The sequence below is a fragment of the Pseudoduganella buxea genome, from assembly GCF_009720835.1.
GTDB lineage: Bacteria > Pseudomonadota > Gammaproteobacteria > Burkholderiales > Burkholderiaceae_D > Rugamonas > Rugamonas buxea.
In genome coordinates this window covers 22,092-42,751 of record NZ_WNKZ01000007.1, presented here as the reverse complement: position 1 = coordinate 42,751, position 20,660 = coordinate 22,092, and the positions used below count along the sequence as shown (strand labels likewise).

Genomic DNA, 20,660 nt, shown 5'->3' with positions numbered 1-20,660 from the left:
CTCCCTTGTCGGTTATGGATGCAGCGGCGTGAACAGGCTGCGGCAGGTCGCCGACAGCTCGCCCTTGAGCACCATCTGCTTGGCGGCCTCGATATCGGGCGCGAAGTAACGGTCGGCGTCGAAGAACGGCACCTTCTGGCGCAGCTGCGAATGCACGTGTTCCAGGTGCGGCGACGTGCGCAGTGGGCGGTGGAAGTCGATGCCCTGCGCCGCCGCCAGCAGCTCGATGCCGACGATCGCCGCCGTATTGTGCGCCATCTCGTCGAGCCGGCGCGCCGCGAAGGTGGCCATGCTGACGTGGTCTTCCTGGTTGGCCGACGTGGGAATGGTGTCGACGCTGGCCGGGTGCGCCAGAGACTTGTTTTCCGAAGCCAGCGCGGCGGCCGTCACGTGGGCGATCATGAAGCCGGAGTTGACGCCGGGGTCGCGCACCAGGAACGGCGGCAGGCCGGACAGGGTGGCGTCGATCAGCAGCGCGATGCGCCGCTCGGCGATGCTGCCGATCTCGGCGATGGCCAGCGCCAGCGTGTCGGCCGCGAAGGCGACGGGTTCGGCGTGGAAGTTACCGCCCGAGACGATGTTCACTTCGTCGCCGTCGCGGAACAGCAGCGGATTGTCGGTGACGGCGTTCGCCTCGATCAGCAGGGTGCGCGTGACGTTGCCGATCAGGTCCATGCAGGCGCCCATCACTTGCGGCTGGCAACGCAGGCAGTACGGGTCCTGCACGCGCTCGTCGCCTTCCAGGTGCGAGGCGCGGATGGCGCTGCCCGTCACGAGCTGGCGGTAGATGGCGGCGGCGGCGATCTGCCCCGGCTGGCCGCGCACTTCGTGCACGCGTGCGTCGAACGGCGAATCGCTGCCCTTGGCCGCGTCCAGCGACAGCGATCCCGTCACCATGCCCGCTTCCAGCAGCCGCTCGGCCATGAACAGGCCATGCAGCGCCAGCGCCGCCGATGCCTGGGTGCCGTTGATCAGGGCCAGGCCTTCCTTGGCGGCCAGCACCACCGGCGCGATGCCGGCGGACTTCAGCGCATCGGCCGCCTGCATCAGCTCACCCTTGACGCGCACTTCGCCCACGCCCAGGATGGCCAGGGTCATGTGCGACAGCGGCGCCAGGTCGCCGGAGGCGCCGACCGAGCCCTTGACGGGAATGGCGGGCATGATGCCGGCGTTGTACAGCGCGATCAGGGTATCGATGACGACGGCGCGAATGCCCGAGTAGCCCCGCGCCAGGCTGCCGATCTTCATCAGCATCAGGAGGCGCACCACGTGGTCCGCCATCAGCTCGCCCGTGCCGACGGAATGCGACAGGATCAGGTTGCGCTGCAATTGTTCCAGCTTGTCGTCCGGGATGCGGGTTTTCGCCAGCAGGCCGAAGCCTGTGTTGATGCCGTAGGCGGCGTCGCCCTTTTGCACGATGGCCTGCACGGCCTGCGCGGCGGCGTCGATGACGGGATAGGCTTCGGCGGCCAGCGCGATATTGCCGTGCGTGGTCCAGGCTGCGCGCAGTTCGGCCAGGGTCAGCTTGCCGGGCTTGATGGTCAGGGTGTGATTGGTTTGCTTCATGTTCGATACCTGGTTTATTTGATCATCGGGAGGTTCAGGCCATTGCGCTTGGCGCAGTCGACCGCCGTGTCGTAACCGGCATCCGCGTGGCGCATGACGCCCGAGCCGCTGTCGTTGACCAGCACCCGCGCCAGCCGCCTGGCCGCCGCTTCCGTGCCGTCGGCAACGATGACGACGCCGGAGTGCTGCGAGTAGCCCATGCCGACGCCGCCGCCATGGTGCAGCGAGACCCAGGTGGCGCCGCCGGCGGTATTGAGCAGGGCGTTCAGCAAGGGCCAGTCGGAGACGGCGTCGGTGCCGTCCTTCATGCTTTCCGTTTCGCGGTTCGGGCTGGCCACGGAGCCCGTGTCCAGGTGGTCGCGCCCGATGACGATGGGCGCCTTCAGTTCGCCGTTCTTCACCATTTCGTTGAAGGCCAGGCCGGCCAGGTGGCGCTCGCCCAGGCCCAGCCAGCAGATGCGCGCCGGCAGGCCCTGGAAGGCGATGCGCTCGCGCGCCATGTCCAGCCAGCGGTGCACATTGGCGTGGTGGGGGAACAGTTCCTTGATCTTGGCGTCCGTCTTATAGATGTCTTCCGGGTCGCCGGACAGGGCCACCCAGCGGAACGGGCCGCGCCCTTCGCAGAACTGGGGGCGGATATACGCGGGCACGAAGCCGGGAAAGTCGAAGGCATTCTTCACGCCGTGGTCGAAGGCGACCTGGCGGATATTGTTGCCGTAGTCGACCACCTTCGCGCCCAATGCCTGGAAGTCCAGCATGGCCTGCACGTGCACGGCGCAGGATTGTGCGGCCGCCGCCGTCAGTTCGGCATGGCGGGCCGGGTCCTGCTGCGCCGCCTTCCACTGCGCCACGGTCCACCCCTGCGGCAGGTAACCGTTGATCAGGTCATGGGCCGAGGTCTGGTCCGTGACGAGGTCCGGCACCAGGCCGCCCTGCTTCGCCTTTTCCACCAGCTGCGGCAGGATGTCGGCCGCGTTGCCCAGGAGGCCGATCGAGATGGCGTCACCGTTGTCCTTGTGCTGGCGCACCAGGGCCAGCGCCTCGTCGATGCTGGCGGCCTGCTTGTCCAGGTAGCGGGTGCGCAGGCGGAAGTCGATGCTGCTTTGCTGGCATTCGATCGTCAGCGACACGGCGCCGGCCATCGTGGCGGCCAGCGGCTGGGCGCCGCCCATGCCGCCCAGGCCGGCCGTCAGCAGCCAGCGCCCTTTCAGGTCGCCGCCGAAATGCTGGCGCCCCGCCTCGGCGAAGGTTTCGAACGTGCCCTGCACGATGCCCTGGGTGCCGATATAGATCCAGCTGCCGGCCGTCATCTGGCCGTACATGAACAGGCCCTTGCGGTCCAGCTCATTGAAGTGTTCCCAGTTGGCCCACTTCGGCACCAGGTTCGAGTTCGCGATCAGCACGCGCGGCGCGTCGGCATGGGTGCGGAATACGCCGACGGGCTTGCCGGACTGGATCAGCAGGGTCTCTTCCTCGCCCAGTTCCTTCAGCGACGCCAGGATCTGGTCGAAGCACTCCCAATTGCGCGCGGCCCGGCCGATACCGCCATAGACGACCAGGTGCTGCGGGTTTTCCGCCACTTCCTTGTCCAGGTTATTCTGGATCATGCGGTAGGCCGCCTCCGCGCCCCAGGTCTTGCAGACCCGCTCAGGGCCGCGCGGCGCACGGATATCGCGGGTGGCGTCGAAACGGGGATCGAAACTGGTGTCGTGGCTCATGTCGTCTCCTGTTGGTGATACAACAAGCATAAGTTGTCTATACAACCGAAGTCAAGCGCCATGTTCGCGGATGAAGCCGATCAGGGCGCGCAGCGGCGCCGGTACGAGGCGGCGCCCCGGGTAATACAGGTAGGGGCCGGAAAAGCTCAGCCACCACGGCGCCAGCACCGGCTCCAGCGCGCCGCTGGCGAAGTGGGGCTGCAGCCAGTCCTCGAACAGGTAGACGATGCCGGTGCCGGCAATGGCCGCGCTGACAGCCAGGTCGGCCGCGCCGCCCAGGCGCACCGTCAGCGGGCCGCGCGGCATGACGTTGACCTGTTCGCCGTCCCGCTCGAAAGTCCATTCGAACGGCGTGCTGCCGGCGAAGTGGCCGCCCAGGCAGGCATGCGCCGTCAGTTCGCCCGGATGCGCCGGCCGGCCGTGGCGCGCCAGGTAGGCCGGCGACGCGGCCGCCGCGAAGCGCTGCACGCGCGGGCCGATGGGTACTGCAATCATGTCCTGTTCGAGGCGTTCCTCGTAGCGGATGCCGGCATCGCAGCCGGCCGCCAGCATGTCGACGAAGCTGTCTTCCGTGACGACGTCCAGCACGATATCCGGGTAGGCCGCCAGGAACGGCGGCACGATGGCCGGCAGCACGAGGCGCGACGCCGCCATCGGCACGTTCAGGCGCAAGGTGCCCGTGGGGCGGTCGCGAAAGCCGTTGACCACGTCCAGCGCCAGTTCCACTTCCTGCAGCGCCGGCCCGAGGCGCTCGAGCAGCCCCCGCCCCGCCTCGCTGGGCACGACGCTGCGCGTGCTGCGGTTCAGCAGGCGCACACCCAGGCGCTGCTCCAGGCGGCGCACGGCCTCGCTCAAGCCGGAGGCGGAGACGCCGCCGGCGCGCGCCGCATCGCGAAAGCCCCCGGCCCGTGCCACGGCCACGAAGGCGTTCAGGTCGCCCAGGTCGACACCCATTCCTGCTCCTCTTGTAGTGTTGTGCGTTTTTTCGTACAGCCCGTGCACACTGTACCGGATTGTCGCCGAATCGTGCTGGCCTCAACATGGGTTCATCAACCACACGAGGAGTAGCACATGACCGACATCGCACGCAGCGGCACCTTCCGACTGGGCGGACGTACCGTCCACCGCATCGGCTACGGCGCCATGCAACTGGCCGGCCCCGGCGTGTTCGGCCCGCCGAAGGACCCGTCCGCCGCCCGCGCCGTGCTGCAGGCGGCCATCGCGGCGGGGATCGACCATATCGATACGTCCGACTTCTACGGCCCGCACGTGACGAACCAGCTGATCCGCGCGGCCCTGCATCCCTATCCGGCCGGCCTGGCCATCGTCACGAAGATCGGCGCGCGGCGCGATGACCAGGGCGGCTGGCTGCCGGCCTTCGGCCGCGAGGAATTGACCGCCGCGGTGCACGACAACCTGCGCAACCTGGGCCTGGAAACGCTCGACGTCGTCAACCTGCGCGCCATGTTCAGCGTGCACGGCCCGGCCGAAGGCAGCCTGGAACAACCGCTCGCCGTGCTGGCCGGCCTGCGCGAACAGGGGCTGGTGCGCCATATCGGCCTGAGCAACGTCACGGCGGAGCAGGTGCGCCAGGCGAGGCGCATCGTGCCGATCGCCTGCGTGCAGAACCACTACAACCTGGTGCACCGGGATGACGATGCGCTGATCGACACGCTGGCGGCCGACGGCATCGCCTACGTGCCCTTCTTCCCCCTGGGCGGCTTCTCGCCGCTGGAATCAGGCACGCTGTCGGACGTGGCGGCGCGGCTTGGCGCGACGCCGATGCAGGTGGCCATTGCGTGGCTGCTGCGGCGCGCGCCGAACATCCTCGTCATTCCAGGCACGTCTTCCGTGGCGCACCTGCACGAGAACCTGGCCGCCGCCGCGCTCGACCTGCCGGCCGACGCGGTGGCGGAACTGGACGGCATGGCCGGCGCGCGCTGAACGCCGGGATTATTTGCGGTAGACCTGGCGGCCGCCCACCCACGTCTGCAGCACGCCGATCCGGCCGATCTTCTCGGGCGCCACCTGGAACAGGTCCTGGTCCGTGACGATGAAGTCGGCCCACTTGCCCGGCTCCAGCGAACCGATGACGTTTTCCTGGCGCGCTGCAAAGGCCGCATCGAGCGTGAAGCAGCGGAAGGCCTGCTGCAAGGTCATGGCCTGCTCCTTGTGCCAGCCCCCGGCGGGCACGTCGCGCATGTCCTGGCGCGTGACGGCGGCATGGATGCCTTCGAAGGGGTTGGGCGATTCGATGGGGAAGTCCGAGCCGCAGGCGATGCGCGAGCCCTGCTTCAGGAAAGTGTGCCACGCGTAGGCGCCTTCGATACGCTGCGGGCCGACCCGCTGCTCGGCCATGTTCTGGTCCGACGTCGCGTGGGTCGGCTGCATCGACGGGATGATGCCGAGCGCCTTGAAGCGGGGGATATCGGCCAGTGCGACGACCTGGGCGTGCTCGATGCGGTGGCGCAGCGCGGCGCCCGGATGCTTCTTCAGCAGCGCCGCGTAGTTGTCCAGGATCTGGCGGTTGCCGGCGTCGCCGATGGCGTGCACATTGAGCTGGTAGCCGGCCTTGATGGCCTTTTCCATCTTGGCGCGCATCTCGCCGTCCTTGTAAAACAGCAGGCCGTGCGTGTGCGGCGCGTCGCTGTATGGCTTGATCAGTGCGGCGCCGCGGCTGCCCAGGGCGCCGTCCGCATACAGCTTCACCGAGGACAGCGCATACAGGTCGTTGGCGTAACTCTTCAACGGCCCCTGGGCGGACAGACGGTCGAAGTCCTCGCCCGTGTCACCGATCATCGCGTAGACGCGCGCGCTCAGCTTGCCGCTGTCCGCATAGGCACGATACAGCTTGTCCGCGCCGACACCGACGCCGGCATCGTGCACGCTGGTCAGGCCGTTCTTGGCGAGAATGGCCAGCGCGCCGTCCAGCGCCGCGCGCGACTCGGCCTCGGTGGCTTTCGGCATCACCTTCGTGACCAGTTCGATGGCGCCGTCGACGAGGATGCCGGTGGCCTCGCCCGCCGCGTCGCGCTCGATCTTGCCGCCGGCCGGGTCCTGCGTGTCCTTCGTGATGCCGGCCAGGGCCAGCGCACGGCTGTTGACCCACACGGCATGGCCGTCGACGCGGTGCATCAGCGCCGGCCGGTCCGGCACGACGCCATCGAGCTCCTTCGCCGTGGGGAAGCGGCCCAGCTTCCAGATCTCCTGGTTCCAGCCATTGCCCACCACCCAGGCGCGCTGGCCGTTGGCCCGCGCGAAGCTGCCGATGGTCGCCAGGGCGCCGTCCAGCGACGTGGAGCTGTACAGCTCCGCCGCCGTGGCGACTTCACCCAGGCCGAACACGTGACCATGGGCGTCGATCAGGCCCGGCAGCACGGTCTTGCCCTGCACGTCGACATGCTGGAAACCCTTGGCCCTGGCGGCCACGTCGCGCGCGCTGCCGACGGCGACGATGCGGCCCTGGCCGTCGAACGCCAGCGACTGGAAGCGCACCAGCTTGCCGGCGGCGTTCAAGGTGTAGCCGTTGGCATTGTCGATGACGGTGCCGGTGGTGGCCGGCGTTTGCGCGTGGGCGGAGACAGTCAATGCCAGGGCGAGGCTGGCGGCGATCGGGTGCAGGCGGGGCATGGAATTCCTTGCTGGGCTGGGAAGCTTCAGAGTGTAGCGAAATTCGCATCGCCGGCCAACCGGTCCGGCGGCGGGCCTGCAATGGTCGATCACCCCCACCATCCCGATCCGTGCGACCGGTCCAACGTTGCCTGGCCCGCACGCTGCTGCCCCTCCTGCCGGCCGGCCGGCCTGAAGGTACGGTCCCCGGACGGCGTGCCGTGCTTTTCGATCACGTTCAAGGCACGGTGGACCAACGGCGCGCCGCTGGTGCATGGCATGCCGGTGCATGCCTACAGGCCGGTCGCATGCCGGAGGATACCTGGTCGCTCCGCCTGCCGTTCGAGCGCAAGATCAAGGTCGATGACAGCGTGTGCGCGGCCTGTGGCGTGGCACCGCAAGACGCGGCCGCGACGACGGCGTCGATGTGATCGACATTCCACCCGGGTACCGGGATCAGGACGAGACCACGTGCCGGGGCAGCATTCAGCCCCGGCGATGACGACACCCGCGCGAGCACGGCGGCGGCCGGAATGGTCCCGCCGGCGATGTGACCCCGCAAGGCCTGCTTCGCCGCCGGCCTCCAGCCCATAGTCGCGCTGGTCCCGCCTGAGCCCATGCGGGGCAATGACGACGGCCGGGACGACGATCGGCAGGACATTTCGGATGCAGGCCGCAACGGTCGTCGATCATCGATTTATCGTCGAAGAACGCTACCCATGACGACCAGGTAAATGATGTGAATGGGTGCACGAAGTCTGCTTTACGCCCCGCTGAAATCATGTAACTATCTATATGGACTTTCGCGCTTGCAGCTTGCGAAATGATAGTCGCCGACCCGATGAATGGCCTGGCGAAGGGCGCTTGAGCGACGCTTTGCGGCAGGTGCGTACACATGGAGACGGACATGCAAGATGTCGACGGACGCGATGCGCCGCTGCCCATCCTCGTGGTGGACGACGAGGACCTCGTACGCGAAGTGATGTGCGAACTGTTGACGCGGGAAGGCTATGCGCCCGCAGGATTCGCCGATCCCATGGCGGCGCTGGCCAGCCTGGCCGGCGTTCCCTACAAGCTTGCGTTGATCGACCTGAATATGCCGTCGATGGATGGCATCGCTGTGATCGAGGCGGCACTGGCACTGAAGCCGGACCTCGGTTGCCTGATCGTGACCGGCGAAGGCGACCTGCCGACCAGCCAGCGCGCCCTCGACGCCGGTGCCATCGATTACTTGCTCAAGCCGTTCAACATCGTCGCGGTCAAGGCAGGGCTGCAGCGCGCCTTTCGTACTGTGGCGCTGCGCAAGGCGGCATGGAGCGCCGACCAGAAAATCCAGCAGCACATGATGGAGCTCGCGATGCTGAACCGGCAATTGATCCTGGCGCGTAACAGCGCCGAGCTGGCGAACGAGGCCAAGTCACGCTTCCTGGCATCGATGAGCCACGAGCTGCGTACGCCGCTCAATTCCATCATCGGATTCGCGCATATCCTGCGCTCCGCGCATTTGTCGAGCACACCGGTGCAATCGGCTGAATTCGCCGGGCATATCGTCGATGCGGCGAACCACCTGTTGTCGCTCGTGAACGAAGTGCTGGACCTGGCGAAGATCCAAGCGGGCAAGGCCGACCTGCGCGTCGACTGCGTGATGCTCGCGCCGCTGCTGGAAAAATGCGCCCGGCTGATTGCGCCCGAATGCGAGCGCCATGGCGTGACGCTTATAATGCCCGACCACGTCGGGCATTCCGTCCATGCGGATGCCACGCGGCTGCAACAGGTACTGCTGAACCTCCTGAGCAATGGCGCCAGGTACAACAAGCCTGGCGGCACCCTGACCGTTGCCGTATGCGGATTGGGGCTCACCCACACTTCCATCACGGTCAGCGACACCGGCCAGGGTATCGCGCCCGACTTGCGGGAAAGGTTATTCCAGCCATTCGACCGGTTGGGGCGATCGACGTCCTCGGCGGAGGGCACGGGCCTTGGCCTGACCATCGCGGACCGCCTGATGCGCCAGATGAACGGCACCATCGACGTCGTCAGCACAGTGGGCCTGGGTACGACCTTCACGATCGTGCTGCCGTCGGCGGCGACGCAGGCCGGCACCCAGCCGGTGCCTTGACATGCCCAAAGCGCCTATCGCCGCGCCACACGACGAGCCGGCAACCCGGGTCGCATTGTTCAGTGCTGGCCTGGTCTTGGTAACGGGGGCGGCGCTGAGCATTGGCGCGGCATTCTGGCAGGATCGCTTCAACGACGCCGTTATCCTTGAACGCTTGTCGGCGGCCGCCGGCACCGCGGCCGACCACGCGGTTCAGCGCATGGGCGTGTACCAGTATGGCCTGCGTGGACTACGCGGCTTCATTCTCACCGTGGGTCCGGACGTGTTGCGGATGCCCGACCTGGAGCGCTACAGCAGGACACGGGACATCGCCACGGAATTCCCGGGCGCGCGAGGGTTAGGCTTCATCCGGCGCGTCGCCCGCGCCCAGGCTCGCGAGTTCGAGCGGCACATGCAAACTGGTGGAATCGCCGGTGCGAAAATCCGCGAACTTGCTCCTCATGACGGTGACCGCTTCGTTATCGAGTATATCGAGCCGCTGGCGCCCAACCGGGCAGCAGTGGGCTTCGATATCGCCTCCGAAGCCAATCGACGCCAGGCGGCCCTGGCCGCCATGGATGGGGGCACCGCGCAACTGACCGCGCCGATTACGCTGTTGCAGGAAAGCGGCAAGCACCAGCGGTCGTTCCTGCTGCTGCTGCCCGTCTACGACGGGCCGGGCACGCCTGTCACCGTGCAGGAACGACGCCGCAGTCTGAAGGGGTGGACCTATGCGCCCCTGGTCATCGACGAATTACTGCACACGCTGGGCCTGGATCCCACCCGGATCGATCTGGGCGTGTCGGACATTACCGACCGGCACAACGAACAAGTGATCGTGCCGCTGGCGCCGGCGAATGTGCATCCGGTTTACCTGTACAGCACGGTCGTGAATGTCTACGGCAGGCAGTGGCGGTTGAAGTTCCACGCCCGGCCCGCGTTCACCATGCAGCAGGGAACGATGCCGGCCCGATGGGTGCTGCTGGGCGGCCTGGTCGTCAGCAGCCTGGCCGCTGCGCTTTCGGGGTCGATTGCCGGCAACCGCTGGCGGCGACGGCAGATCACGGCAACCCATGCGCGCCTGGCCGCGATCGTCGAAAATTCGAACGATGCCATTCTCGGCAATACGCTCGATGGCATCGTGACAACATGGAACGGTGGCGCCGAAGCGCTGTTCGGCTATTCGAAGGCCGAAGCCGTGGGCAGGACGGTGGCGGAATTGATCGTGCCCATCGAACTGCGCCAGGAAGAAGCCGATATCCTGGCGCGGCTCGCGCGCGGCGAGACGGTAGCGCACTTCGACACGGTCCGGTTATGCCGGGACGGCAGCAAGGTGACCGTATCGGTTACCGCCTCGCCCATCCGCGATGCCACCGGCACCGTCGTCGGTGCCTCGAAGACGGTGCGCGACATCACGGAACGCAAGTCGATGGAGGCGCTGGCCGAACGGACATACAAGGAGATGGCGATTGCCGTCAGCAACCGCACCTCACAGTTGCGCAAACTCAACATCCTGCTCGACAGCGTGCTGGGCTCGCTTGAGCTGGCAATCATCGCAACCGACGACAGGGGTGTCATCTCCGTCTTCAACCGGGGCGCGGAGAACCTGCTTGGCTATGGCGCGGCCGAAATGGTGGGGCGCGCCTCGCTGGCCATGCTCGTCGAGCTGGGCGATATCGAGGCACGGCTGGACCCCGCCGTCCTGCCGGTCGAACGCGATGCCGGCATGCGCGCCGTCCTGCGCGCGGCTTGCGCGCGCGAACCGGAGACGAGCGAATGGACCTACCTCTGCAAGAGCGGCGAGAAGCTGCCCGTTTCGGTTGCCATCAGCGCCTTGCGCGACGGCCCGGAACTGACCGGCTACCTGAGTATCGCGATGGATGTCAGCCAGCTGCGGCGGGCGCAAGCCGAGCTGCAACGGCAACATGCGGAGCTGCTGCTGGTGCGAGATCACCTGCTGCTCGCCGCCGACGTGGCGCGTCTCGGCGTATGGAGCTGGCGGCTGGACGGACGCAGTCCGGAGTGGAATGCCCATATGTTCGCCATCTATGGCATCGAGCCGGATCCTGGCGGTACCGGCCCCGGCATCGATGATTGGCTGGCCATGGTCCACCCGGACGACGTGATCGACGCGCGCGGCCGGCTCGATGCAATCGCCCAGGGCCAAGGCGAGCACGATCACGTCTTCCGCATCCTCCGCAAGGACGGGCAGATCCGTTACCTGCAGTCGGCGACACGCACGGAATACGACGGGGAAGGCATGGCGCGCCAGATCACGGGCATCAGCCTGGACGTGACGGAGCGCATGGAGCTCGTCAATACCCTGCGCCAGGCTAAGGAGGAAGCCGACGCGGCCAGCCAGGCAAAATCAAACTTCCTCGCCAATATGAGCCATGAAATCCGCACGCCGCTCAATGCCGTGCTGGGGATGCTGCAGATCCTGAAGCAGAGCGGGCTGGCGCCCCACCAGCAGGACTACGCCGTCAAGGCGACCAGCGCGGCCCGTTCGCTGCTGCAGCTGCTGAACGACCTGCTCGACTATTCGAAGATCGAGGCGGGAAAGCTGGTGCTCGACGTCGACCGCTTCAACCTGCGCGAGCTGCTGAACGACCTATCCATCATCCTCTCCGGCACGCTGGGGGCCAAGGAAGTCGAGATCATGTTCGATCTCGACCCCACGCTCCCCGTCGAACTGCTCGGCGATCGCCTGCGCCTGCAGCAGGTCCTGATCAACCTGACGGGCAACGCGCTGAAGTTCACGGAGCGTGGCGACGTCGTGCTGTCCGTGCAGCGCATGCAGGACAGCAACGAGCAGCGCACGCGGTTTACCGTTTCGGACACGGGCATCGGGATCGCTCCCGAGCAGCAGCAGGCCATCTTCGAAAGCTTCACGCAGGCGGAAACTTCGATATCGCGCCGTTTCGGCGGTACCGGCCTGGGGCTGGTGATCGCGCAGCGCCTGGTTCGGATGATGGGCTCGGAACTGCTGCTCGACAGCGCTCCCGGCGTGGGGAGCCGGTTCTGGTTCGAGGTCGACCTGCCGGCAACCGATGATAGCCTGGCCCTCGTCACGCCGCCGCCCATGAAGCCCGTCCGCGTCCTGGTCGTCGACGACAATCCCCTGGCCGCGGCCCTTCTGGGCCGGATGGTCGAGTCCCTCGGCTGGCAGGTACGGCTGGCGGGAAGCGGCGAGGAAGCGATCGACACGGTTGCCGGCGTGGCCAACGGCGACGGACGTTTCGACGTGGTGCTGATGGACTGGAACATGCCCGGCCTGAACGGCACCGGCGCGGCACGCCGGATCGCGGAACTGGCCGGGGTGGAACGGCCCCCGGTGATCATCATGGTCACCGCGTATGGCCGGGAGGCGATGACGAGCATCCAAACGGAGGATGGCGGCGCCGCAATCGCCGACATGCTGACCAAGCCCGTCATGCCGCACCTGATCGTCGATGCGGTGTCGCGCGCCCTGAAGCTTGCGCCGGGCGAACATGCGCACAGCTTCCAGGGCTCGCATCGACTTGATGGCATGCATATCCTGCTGGCGGAAGACAATCAGCTCAACCAGCAAGTGGCCTACATCCTGCTGACGCAGGAAGGTGCGTGCGTGACCGTGGCGGAAAATGGCAGGGAAGCAGTCGGTTACGCAACGAACAACCTGTTCGACGCCGTGCTGATGGACATGCAGATGCCCGTGATGGACGGCCTGGAAGCGACCCGCCATATCCGCGCTGTCGATCGTCTCAAGGATTTGCCCATCATTGCGATGACGGCCAACGCCGCGCAGGCGGACAGGCAAGCATGCCTCGCGGCCGGCATGAACGCCCATATCGCCAAGCCCATCGACATCGGTCAAGTGGTCGATGTGCTGACGGAGACTTGCCAGTCTCGGAGCGCTGGCGAAGACGCCTGTTTCGTCGAGCCGTTCGCCGATATCATGCGCCGCTTCGGCGGCGCGGCCGACATCTATGCCCGCCTGCTCGAAGCCCTGCCGGAGCAGGCGGCACGGCTGCTGGCGACAATCGACGGCAGCCTCGATGTGGCGCAGCACAGGGATCCCGCCGCCACGCTGCACACGCTGAAGGGAACCGCCTCCACGCTGGGGGCGCAGGGACTTGCCGAGGAAATCGCCCGGCTCGAGCGAGGACTGCGGGAAGACCCCCAGTCGTTCTCGGCCTCGATGGTGGCCGCGATCGACGCGGGACTTCAGCGTTCGATGCTGGCGCTACGCCGCCAGCTGGCGGCGCATGGCCGGCCGGTAGGCGACAGCGGAAATGCGGCCTGCCCTCACGCCGCATCGTGAAAGATCACCCCCAGCGTATGCCGCATGCCGCTGCGCACGCGCGACACGCCATGCCGCAGGTTGACGCGGTAGATGCCGCGCGTGCCGTTCACGGGCCGGTGGAAGACGGGGAAGATGACGCAGTCGCCCTGCGCCAGCGGCACCACTTCCACCCGCGACTGCATGCGCGGGCGCTGCTCGGTCAGCACGAATTCGCCGCCCGTGAAGTCCTGGCCGGGCCGCGACAGCAGGAAAGCCGCCTGCAGGGGGAATACGTGCTCGCCATATAAATCCTGGTGCAGGCAGTTGTAGTCCTCCCCTTCGTATCGCAGCAGCAGGGGCGTGGGCCGCTGCTGGCCGGCGGCGTGGCAGCGCGCGAGGAATTCGGCGTGCGTGGGCGGAAACCGCACCGGCAGCGCCATCGCTTCGTACCACCGGTTGGCGATGGCGGCCAGGGGGCCGTACATCCGCTCGCGCAGCGCGGCAACCAGCGGCGGCAGCGGGTAGGCAAAATACTGGTACTCGCCGCGGCCGAAGCCGTGCCGCGCCATCACGACGCGGCTGCGAAAGCGCTCGCCGTCGGCGTACAGCGAGGCAAGCGCCGCGCAATCCCCTGGCGCCAGCACGCCCGGCACGTGGGCGCAGCCGTGCGCGTTCAAGGCTTCCTCGATGGCGGCCCAGTCGAAGGGCGTCACCTGGCGCCCTCCCTTTCCAGCAAGGCCTGCTTGCGTTCGACGCCCCAGCGGTAGCCGGACAGGGAACCGTCCGTGCGCACCACGCGGTGGCAGGGGATGGCAATGGCCACGGCATTGGCGGCGCAGGCCCCGGCCACGGCGCGCACGCTGGCCGGCGCGCCGATCAGCCGGGCCAGTTCCGTGTAGCTGACGGTGCGGCCGGCCGGGATCGTGCGCAGCGCCTGCCAGACGCGCTGCTGGAAGGCCGTGCCGCGCACGTCCAGCGGCAGGTCCAGGCCCAGCTCGGGCGCCTCGACCATGCCGATCACGCGTGCCACGGTCTGCTCGTAGTCGGCTTCCGCGCCGATCAGTTCCGCCTTCGGGAAGCGGTCCTGCAGGTCGCGCGCCAGCAGTTCCGGGTCGTCGCCCAGCAGGATGGCGCAGATGCCGACATCGGTGCTGGCGACCAGGATGGCGCCCAGCGAGCACTGGGCGATGGCGAAGCGGATGGTGGCCCCCTGCCCGCCGGCACGGAAGGCTGTCGGCGTCATGCCCAGGGCGCCCTGCGAGGCGGCGTAGAAGCGGCCGCTGGAATTGAAGCCGGCCGCGTAGATGGCATCCGTCACGGAGGGCTGCTGCACCAGCTTTTCCTGCATGCGGCGCTGGCGCCCGGCGGCCGCGTAGGCCTTTGGCGTGATGCCCGTCTGCGCCTTGAAGACGCGGTGCAGGTGGAACTGGCTGACGCCGGCCGCCGCGGCCAGGCTGGTGAGATCGAGTTCGCTGTCGGCGGCGTCGATCAGCCGGCACAGGCGTTCGACCAGGGCGGCATGGCGCTCGGCCAGCGGCGGCTGGTCCGGCTTGCAGCGTCGGCAGGGCCGGAAGCCCGCGCTTTCCGCCTCGGCCATGCTGGCGTGGAAGGTGACGTTGGCGCGCAGCGCCGGGCGGGCGCCGCACGAGGGCCGGCAATACACGCCGGTGGTGCGCACGGCATACCAGAACTGGCCGTCGGCATTGCCGTCGCGCTGCTGCACGGCGCCCCAGCGCGCGTCGTCGGTGGTATAGGTGACTTGGTTCATCGGCTTACCTCGCTTGATCGATGCCGACATGGTAGGGTGGCGGCCCTGCCACGGCACTCCGGGCCTTGCTTTCGAATTCATCCGGCCCGATGCTAAAATCGCCACACCTTGCAGCGGAGACCCGGTTTGGAAGCACAGCCAGCACAAAATAATACCCCGGACGGCACGCCGATCTTCCAGCGCATCAAAGACTTCCTGACGGCCCAGATCGCAGCCGGCCACTGGAAGGAAGGCGACGTGATCCCGTCGGAGCAGGCGCTGGTACGGCAGTTTGGCGTCTCGCGCATGACCGTCAACCGTGCCGTGCGCGAGCTGACGGCCGAAGCCGTGCTGACGCGGCGCCAGGGCTCCGGCACCTTCGTCGCCCCGCAAAAATACCAGGCCACCCTGCTGGAAATCCGCAGCATCGCCGACGAAGTGCGCTCGCGCGGCCATGTCCACCGCAGCACCCTGCAATTGCTGGAACAGGGCCGCGCCAGCGAGCTGCTGGCCAAGCAGTTCGAACTGCCGGCGGGCCAAACCCTGTTCCATTCGATTATCGTCCATTACGAAAGCGGCGTGCCGATCCAGGTGGAAGACCGCTGGGTCAACCCCCAGTGCGCGCCGGCCTATATGGCGCAGGACTTCACGCGCATCACGCCGAACGAATACCTGGTGGCGGCCGCGCCGCTGCAGGGCGCCAGCTACAGCCTGGAAGCGCTGGCCGCCCCGCGCGACATCGCCGAGATGCTGGCGATGGACGCGCGCCAGCCCTGCCTCGTGCTGCGCCGCCAGACCCGCTCGGGCGGCAAGGTTGCCTCGATCGTGACGATGTGGCATCCGGGCCACCGCTACCAGTTCGCCGGCAGCGTCAGCGCGGCCAAGGAAGGCTGAGGCGGCGGGCGTTACAGGGCGGCGCTTCGATGCTATAGTTGACCGGGCACCGGCAGCCATCGACTGGCTACCGTCATGAAAGGGTAGCGCTTGCCACACCGCAGAATCAAGACCAGTCCTCCGCTGCTCCGCCGCCTGGTGCGCGCGGTGCCGCTGCCGCGCCCTGCCTCGCCTCTTGCCCCCCTGTCCTGCCTGCGCCTGCTGTGCCTCGTGCCGCTGCTGGCCAGCGCCCTGGCCCTGGCCGAACCCGTCACGGTCCAGTTGAAATGGCGCCACCAGTTCCAGTTCGCCGGCTATTACGCGGCCCAGGACAAGGGCTACTACCGCGACGCCGGGCTGGATGTGACGCTGGTGGAAGCGCAGCCCGGCACCGACCCGGTGGCGGCGGTGCTGGACGGGCGTGCCCAGTACGGCACGGGCGACAGCAGCCTGTTGCTCAAGCGCGCCGCCGGCGCCCCCGTGGTGGTGCTGGCGTCGATCTTCCAGCACTCGGCTTCGGCCCTGATCGTACGGCGCGGACCGGGCGGCAAGCCGCTCCCGCTGGCGGGCAGCCGCGTCATGCTGGGACCGGACAGCGACGAAGTGCGCGCCTACCTGCGCCAGGCGGGCCTGCGCACGCAGGACATGGCCCTGCTGCCCTACAGCTACCGCTACGAGGATCTGGCCGAAGGCAAGGTGGACGCCATCTCCGGCTACCTGACGGTGACGCCTTACGCGCTGCAACGGGCCGGCGTGCCGTATGACGTTGTGTTGCCGCGCGCGGCCGGCATCGACTTCTATGGCGATACCCTCTATACCACCGAAGGCGAACTGCGCGAACATCCGCAGCGGGCCAGGGCCATGCGCGCCGCCACGTTGAAGGGCTGGCAGTATGCAATCGAGCATCCCGAGGAAATCGCCGACCTGATCCGGGCCCGCTACCCGGACCGCAATACCCGCGAACACCTGATGTTCGAGGCGCGCCGCACGACACCGCTGCTGGAGCAGCACCTGATCGAACTGGGGTACAGCAATCCCGTGCGCTGGCAGGCCATTGCCGACACCTATGCGGCGCTGGGCATGATGCCGGCCAGCTACCCGCTGCAGGGCTTCCTGTACGAGGAAGCCGCACCCCGGCCCTACCTGCCCTGGCTGGTCGGTGCCGTGGCGACCCTGCTGCTGGCCGGCTTCGCCCTGTGGCGCCAGCGCGGCATGGCACGGCGGCTGCATGGCGCCGAGGAGCGCGCCGGCGACGCCGAGCGCATCGCCGGCTTCGCGCTGGCCGGTTCCGGCGAAGGCCTGTGGGACTGGCAGCCGCAGGCGCCGCAGCTGGTGCTGTCGGACCGTTACCTGGAAATCCTCGGCCATGCGCCCGGCCAGCTGGCCCCGCGCACGCGCGAGGAATGGCTGGAACTGGTGCACCCGGAGGACCGCCCGCAACTGCTGCTGCAGATCGAAGCGGTGGAAGCGCCGCAGGCCCGCCAGGCCCATTTCTCGCTGGAGTTCCGCATGGTGTGCCGGGACGGGCACTATAAATGGGTGCAGGTGCGCGGCATGGTGCTCGAGCGGGACGAGCAGGGACGGCCCCTGCGCATCAGCGGCACCATGGGCGACGCCGGCGAGCGGGCCAACGCGGAACGCGAGCGGGTGGCGGCCATGCTCGAAGCGATGCCCGGCCCGATGCTGGTGGCCGACCGCAGCGGCCGTATCCGCCAGGCCAACGGCGCCGCGGCCCAGTGCTTCGGCTACGCGCCCGACGAGATGCCCGGCCTGCTGCTGGAACTGCTGGTGCCCGAGGTGATGCGCAGCACCCCGGGCCAGGCGCGCGAACTGTTCTCGCGCCCCAACCTGCCGGGCCGCGTGCTGACGGCGCGGCGCAACGACGGCAGCCATTTCCCCGCCATGGTGCACCTGGCGCCGATCCGGCTGGAAGGCCAGGGCCTGTCCGTGCTGTCGCTGCGCGACATGACCCAGCGCCAGCGCGCCGAACAGGCGCTGCACGCCAGCTCCGAGCGCTACCGCCTGATCGTGCAGACGGCCGCCGAAGGCATCTGGATGACCGATGCGAACGACCGCACCTCCTTCGTGAACCCCACCATGGCGCGCATGCTGGGCTACGAACCGGAGGAAATGCTGGGCCGCCCGATGAGCGAATTCATGGACGAGGACAGCTGCGCCCTGCTGCGCCAGCAGAACAGCCGGCGCCGTCCCGGCCAGGCCGAGCAGGGCGACGCCCGCTTCTACCGCAAGGACCATTCGTCGATGTGGGGCCTGCTGTCGACCACGCAGATCAATGCCGACAATGGCGTGTATGCGGGCACGCTGGCGATGATCACCGACATCACGGACCGCCGCCTGGCCGAGGTGGCGCTGCGCAATTCCAGCCAGCGCATGGCCTCCGTCTTCAATGCCGTCACGAACGGCCTGGTGGTGCTCAACAGCGATGGCGTGCTGCTCGAATGTAATGCGGCGGCCGCGCGCATGCTGGGCGCGGCGGCGGCCAGCGGCGCGCGGCTGTGGCCCGGCGTGCACGAGGACGGCCGCCCGTTCGGCGAGGACGAGCATCCCGTGCAGCGCGCGCTCAAGACCAGCCGCTCGGTGCGCAATGTCGTGATGGGCGTGGCCCAGGGCGACGGCGAGACCTGCTGGCTCTCCGTCAACGCCGAACCGATGCGCGACGAGCTGGGCGCCTCGACGATGGCCGTCGTCAGCCTGACCGACATCACGGAACGCAAGCGCAGCGCGGACGCCGTGCGGCGGGGCGAGCAGCGGCTGCACGAAATCATCAAGATGATGCCGATCGGCCTGTTCCTGAAGGACGCGGCGGGACGCCTGATCCAGATGAACTCGGCCTGCGAGCAGCAGTTCGGCTATACCTTCGAGGACCTGCACAACGGCAGCTACGCCCACCTGCACAGCCCCGCCGAACTGGCGAGCTTCCGCCGGCGCGACGAGGAAGCCTTCGCGCGGGGCGACCTGATCGACTACGAGGAAACCATCTGGAACCCGCTGCTGCAGCAGCGCCTGTTCCTGCGCACCTTCAAGAAGCCCGTGTACGACGAACAGGGCGAGCGCTCCTACCTGATCTGCATGTCGATCGACATCACCGACAGCAAGCGCGCCGAACAGGCGCTGCGCGACCTGAACGACCACCTGGAAGAGCGCGTGGTGGAACGCACCGAGGAACTGGACCAGGCCAAGCAGGTGGCCGAGGAAGCCAGCCTGGCCAAGGGCCAGTTCCTGGCCAATATGAGCCACGAGATCCGCACGCCGATGAACGGCGTGATCGGCATGGCCTACCTGGCGCTGAAGACGGCGCTGGAACCGCGCCAGCGCGACTACCTGGAGAAGATCCGCTTCGCCGGCGAGCACCTGCTGCGCATCATCGACGATATCCTCGACATCTCGAAGATCGAGGCCGGCAAGCTGGAGATCGAGCACGTGCCGTTTTCGCTGGAGCACGTGATCCAGACCCTGACGACGGTGGTGGCGCCGAAGGCGGCCGGCAAGGAGCTGGCGCTGGAGTTCGATCTCGACCCGGAACTGCCGCCGGTGCTGCTGGGCGACCCGCTGCGGCTGGGCCAGGTGCTGATCAACTACACCAACAACGCCATCAAGTTCAGTGAACGGGGCAGCATCCGCGTCGGCGTGCGCAGAGTCGTGTCCGACGACGACCACTGCCTGCTGCGCTTTGCCGTCAGCGACCAGGGCATCGGCCTGTCCGACAACGAGATGAGCAAGCTGTTCCAGTCATTCCAGCAGGCCGACACGTCGACCACGCGGGCCTATGGCGGCACGGGGCTGGGCCTGGCGATCTGCAAGCAGCTGGCCCAGCTGATGGGCGGCGAGGTGGGCGTCACCAGCGCGCCGGGCCAGGGCAGCACCTTCTGGTTCACGGCCCGCCTGGGCATCGGCACGGCGGCCGACGCCGCGGCGCGGCGCGAGGAGCCCCTGCCCGTGCTGTCGAGCCCCAGCATGTCGGCGCTGCGCGACGCCCGCATCCTGCTGGTCGAGGACAATACCTTCAACCAGCAGATCGCCCAGGAGATGCTGGAAGAGGCCGGCTCGGCCGTCTGCCTGGCCAACAACGGCGCCGAGGCGCTGGAACTGCTGCGCCAGGCCAGCTTCGACTGCGTACTGATGGACGTGCAGATGCCGCTGATGGACGGGCTGGAAGCGACCCGCCGCATCCGTGCCGATCCCCGCCTGGCCGGGCTGCGCGTGCTGGCCATGACGGCCACGGCCACCAATGAAGACCGGGCCCGCTGCATGGAAGCGGGCATGGACGACTTCATCTCGAAGCCGATCCAGCCGGCCCTGATGTACCAGACCGTGGCGCTGTGGCTGCCGCCGCGCCAGCCGGAGGATGAATTCGAGCGGCTGCGCGCGCCGAAACGGGCCCAGACCCGGCCACCGCTGGCGGGCGACCCGGACATCATCGATTTGTCCGTGCTGGCCCAGGTGCTGGGTTATCATCCAGACAAGATTCGCAAGTTCGCCTTCAAGTTCCTGCAGACCAGCGAAGCCGGCTTCGCCGAGCTGGAAAAGGCGCTGGCGGCGGGCCAGTTGCAGGCGGTGCGCGACCTGGGCCACCGGCTCAAGGCTTCTGCCCGCACGGTCGGCGCCATGGGCCTGGGCGAACTGTGCGAACAGCTCGAACGCCTGCCCGCCGGCGACACGACGGCCGCAACGCGCACTGCGGCCGACCTGATCGCCCGGCTGTGGCCGCTGCTGGCGCAGATCACCGAACACATCATGACCAACACCACTTTTGCCGACGACTGA

General features: G+C 67.9%; 12 protein-coding genes. 6 read left to right on the top strand and 6 right to left on the bottom strand.

All coding sequences use genetic code 11. The annotated features are described in order from the left end of the window. Positions 1 to 12 precede the first annotated feature (12 nt). Genes hutH through GM672_RS04315 form a run of 3 tightly spaced genes read right to left on the bottom strand, consistent with a single transcriptional unit; the run spans position 13 to position 4,238 of the window. Positions 13 to 1,566, bottom strand: a complete 1,554-nt coding sequence (hutH, locus tag GM672_RS04325; protein ID WP_155469301.1) for a histidine ammonia-lyase — start codon at positions 1,564 to 1,566, stop codon at positions 13 to 15. A gap of 14 nt (positions 1,567 to 1,580) precedes the next feature. Beyond that, positions 1,581 to 3,284 carry a urocanate hydratase gene (gene hutU / locus GM672_RS04320; protein WP_155469300.1) on the bottom strand — a complete coding sequence of 568 codons (1,704 nt, stop codon included), beginning with the start codon at positions 3,282 to 3,284 and terminating at the stop codon, positions 1,581 to 1,583. Between the two features lie 51 nt (positions 3,285 to 3,335). After that, positions 3,336 to 4,238, bottom strand: coding sequence for a LysR family transcriptional regulator (locus GM672_RS04315; RefSeq protein ID WP_155469299.1), 903 nt, complete (start codon positions 4,236 to 4,238; stop codon positions 3,336 to 3,338). Between the two features lie 117 nt (positions 4,239 to 4,355). Between GM672_RS04315 and GM672_RS04310 the strand changes: the two genes are divergently transcribed. Beyond that, entirely contained in the window at positions 4,356 to 5,228 is an 873-nt protein-coding gene (locus GM672_RS04310; protein ID WP_155469298.1) for an aldo/keto reductase family oxidoreductase, read from the top strand. Between the two features lie 9 nt (positions 5,229 to 5,237). On the opposite strand, the gene GM672_RS04305 is transcribed toward GM672_RS04310, so the two are convergent. Then, positions 5,238 to 6,914: an amidohydrolase gene (locus GM672_RS04305; RefSeq protein WP_155469297.1), complete on the bottom strand. Its 1,677-nt coding sequence runs from the start codon at positions 6,912 to 6,914 to the stop codon at positions 5,238 to 5,240. A gap of 287 nt (positions 6,915 to 7,201) precedes the next feature. Between GM672_RS04305 and GM672_RS29520 the strand changes: the two genes are divergently transcribed. From GM672_RS29520 to GM672_RS04295, 3 genes are all read left to right on the top strand, one after another. Then, complete coding sequence (locus tag GM672_RS29520; RefSeq protein WP_260098631.1) at positions 7,202 to 7,324, top strand: hypothetical protein; 123 nt, start codon at positions 7,202 to 7,204, stop codon at positions 7,322 to 7,324. Between the two features lie 476 nt (positions 7,325 to 7,800). Then, positions 7,801 to 9,012 (top strand): ATP-binding response regulator, encoded by a 1,212-nt coding sequence (locus GM672_RS04300; RefSeq protein WP_170299926.1) that lies wholly within the window; start codon positions 7,801 to 7,803, stop codon positions 9,010 to 9,012. Between the two features lies 1 nt (position 9,013). Beyond that, the gene (locus GM672_RS04295) at positions 9,014 to 13,294 is read left to right on the top strand and encodes a PAS domain-containing hybrid sensor histidine kinase/response regulator (RefSeq protein ID WP_155469295.1); all 4,281 of its coding nucleotides are present in this window, start codon (positions 9,014 to 9,016) and stop codon (positions 13,292 to 13,294) included. Here the strand turns inward: GM672_RS04295 and GM672_RS04290 are convergent. Together GM672_RS04290 and ada are read right to left on the bottom strand one after the other, a co-directional pair. Further along, on the bottom strand, positions 13,279 to 14,016 hold the full coding sequence (locus GM672_RS04290; protein ID WP_371867027.1) for a 2OG-Fe(II) oxygenase: 738 nt from the start codon (positions 14,014 to 14,016) through the stop codon (positions 13,279 to 13,281). The two genes, GM672_RS04295 and GM672_RS04290, sit on opposite strands and share 16 nt — an antisense overlap. Beyond that, positions 13,965 to 15,023: a bifunctional DNA-binding transcriptional regulator/O6-methylguanine-DNA methyltransferase Ada gene (gene ada, locus GM672_RS04285; RefSeq protein WP_155469294.1), complete on the bottom strand. Its 1,059-nt coding sequence runs from the start codon at positions 15,021 to 15,023 to the stop codon at positions 13,965 to 13,967. Before ada ends, GM672_RS04290 begins: the two co-directional genes overlap by 52 nt. A 126-nt stretch (positions 15,024 to 15,149) precedes the next feature. Between ada and hutC the strand changes: the two genes are divergently transcribed. Together hutC and GM672_RS04275 are read left to right on the top strand one after the other, a co-directional pair. Then, a complete protein-coding gene (gene hutC / locus GM672_RS04280; RefSeq protein ID WP_155469293.1) occupies positions 15,150 to 15,896 on the top strand; it encodes a histidine utilization transcriptional repressor HutC in 747 nt (248 codons plus the stop codon). 90 nt (positions 15,897 to 15,986) lie between these two features. Further along, entirely contained in the window at positions 15,987 to 20,660 is a 4,674-nt protein-coding gene (locus tag GM672_RS04275) for a PAS domain S-box protein (RefSeq protein ID WP_155469292.1), read from the top strand.